4 protein-coding genes and 1 pseudogene are annotated in these 2,203 nt (G+C 48.4%); all 5 read left to right on the plus strand.

Features of this window, described 5'->3' with window-relative positions:
• Nucleotides 1–328: glycoside hydrolase family protein (locus tag FEK46_RS22465; RefSeq protein ID WP_032170487.1), on the plus strand; the 328-nt coding region annotated here is incomplete at its 5' end.
• Nucleotides 325–762, plus strand: a complete 438-nt coding sequence (locus tag FEK46_RS22470; RefSeq protein WP_135559761.1) for a lysis protein — start codon at nucleotides 325–327, stop codon at nucleotides 760–762. The genes FEK46_RS22465 and FEK46_RS22470, both read left to right, overlap by 4 nt.
• A 203-nt stretch (nucleotides 763–965) precedes the next feature.
• On the plus strand, nucleotides 966–1,487 hold the full coding sequence (locus FEK46_RS22475) for a KilA-N domain-containing protein (RefSeq protein ID WP_135559760.1): 522 nt from the start codon (nucleotides 966–968) through the stop codon (nucleotides 1,485–1,487).
• 357 nt (nucleotides 1,488–1,844) lie between these two features.
• A complete protein-coding gene (locus FEK46_RS22480; RefSeq protein ID WP_000807785.1) occupies nucleotides 1,845–2,087 on the plus strand; it encodes a DUF2560 family protein in 243 nt (80 codons plus the stop codon).
• A gap of 35 nt (nucleotides 2,088–2,122) precedes the next feature.
• Nucleotides 2,123–2,203, plus strand: a pseudogene (locus FEK46_RS22485) (DNA-packaging protein); the annotation flags it as partial.

The following is a 2,203-nucleotide window of genomic DNA, read 5'->3' on the forward strand; positions in this document are numbered from 1 at the left end:
CAAACTTGTCACGCTAAACCCAAAACTCAAATCAACAGCAGCCGGACGTTACCAGCTTCTTTCCCGTTGGTGGGATGCTTACCGTAAACAGCTTGGACTGAAAGACTTCTCTCCAAAAAGCCAGGACGCTGTTGCGCTGCAGCAGATTAAGGAGCGTGGCGCTTTGCCGATGATTGATCGCGGTGATATCCGTCAGGCAATCGACCGTTGCAGCAATATCTGGGCTTCACTGCCGGGGGCTGGTTATGGTCAGTTCGAGCATAAGGCTGACAGCCTGATTGCAAAATTCAAAGAGGCTGGCGGAACGGTCAGAGAGATTGAGGTATGAGCAGAGTAACCGCGATTATCTCCGCTCTGGTTATCTGCATCGTCGTCTGCCTGTCATGGGCTGTTAATCATTACCGTGATAACGCCATCGCCTACAAAGAACAGCGCGATAAGGCCGCATTCATTATCGCTGACATGCAGAAACGTCAACGCAATGTAGCAGAACTCGACGCCAGATATACAAAGGAGCTTGCTGATGCTAACGCGACTATCGAAAGTCTCCGTGCTGATGTTTCTGCTGGTCGTAAGCGCCTGCAAGTCGCCGCCACCTGTGCAAAGTCAACGACCGGAGCCAGCAGCATGGGCGATGGAGAAAGCCCAAGACTTACAGCAGATGCTGAACTCAATTATTACCGTCTCCGAAGTGGAATCGACAGGATAACCGCGCAGGTTAACTACTTGCAGGATTACATTAGGACGCAGTGTTTGAAATAATTTTTTTGCAAATCACAAAGTCCATTTAATGAGCCTCGCGATGCGGGGCTTTTTTGCAATAAATGCGTACCGCAACGCATGTTTTTTTACACCGAACCTGACCCTTTGGAATGGGCCTTTGAGGATACCAGTTAGTGCTGGCGAGCCTCGGTGGGCTGGTTTCCTGTGCGGCAAAGGTTCATTTCAAAGAGTAGGTAAACGTTATGAATATCGTGCCACTTAATTACAAAGGCGAAGTTGTCAGTTTCAACACTGATGGTTGGATCAACGTCACAGGTGTTGCTGAGAGATTTGGGAAACGCATTGATAACTGGATGCGTTTGGCAGAAACGCTTGAATACGTTCGTGCTTTAGACGAAGCGTTGACCGGGAAAGAATCTCAAATTTTACATCCCTCACAATCGAGGTATGTAAAAACCAGCAAGGCACGAAAGGACAGGGGTGGTGGTACGTGGCTACATCCAAAACTTTCAGTTGCATTTGCCCGTTGGTGTGATGCTCGTTTTGCTGTGTGGTGCGACCTGCACATTGATAGTCTGCTTCGCGGTGAACTGACTGAGCAGCAGAAATATGAGCAAGCATGTCGCATTCGCGATGACCGGAAATCAAAAGCCAGCAATGGGGCAAGAGAGATGGCTCGCTGGCGATGGGATAAGCCGGTTATTGAAGCAAATGTTGAGTACTGGCGCGAGCAACTGCAGTTGACTCTCGATATCGCGTGCTGATGGCAAACGCAAAACTGCGTTATCGGAAAAATCAAAGCATTACGAGAACTGAGCAACGGCTATCCATTACAAAGCCCATCTACGGGTGGGCTTGATAATGAAACCGGAATTTATTCTTGGCAACCAGTTACGGCAGTACCACGAAGCAACCCAAGCCAGTAAGTGGGGAAATAACACTGGCAGCCACTGAAAGATGAACCTCCTGCCTTATGGCAAAAAAGATTCTTTGTGGTGGCGGACTGATGGAAAGACATCGGTTATTGCAGAGACCATTCAATGAGTGGTCTCGACAATGGCTTATACCCTACACGGGATAACTTAGCTGATATCCCTTTTAACGGATAAACGGAGCCAACAATGGCAGAGATTATTCCCATGACTGAAGAACAGAAATTCCAGTTAGAGATTTACAAGCTGGTCATGAACCAGAACGCAGCAGCAGAGGAAGCATTTCAATTCATTGGCACTGACGAGCTGAAGCTTGAGCTATTCAAAATTCACTTCCAGTCAGGTGGCGCTAATTCAGATATCACGATCCGCACATTCGAAGCGGTGCGTAAATCGAAGGAAGCGTTAGACCTGTTCACTACCGGAGCATGATGCTCAGCCTGAAATGACAACTAAGTGAGATGAATATGGCAGCACCAAAGGGCAACCGATTTTGGGAGGCCCGCAGTAGTCATGGGCGAAATCCTAAATTCGAATCGCCTGAGGCG

The organism is Escherichia sp. E4736 (assembly GCF_005781225.1).
Lineage (GTDB): Bacteria > Pseudomonadota > Gammaproteobacteria > Enterobacterales > Enterobacteriaceae > Escherichia.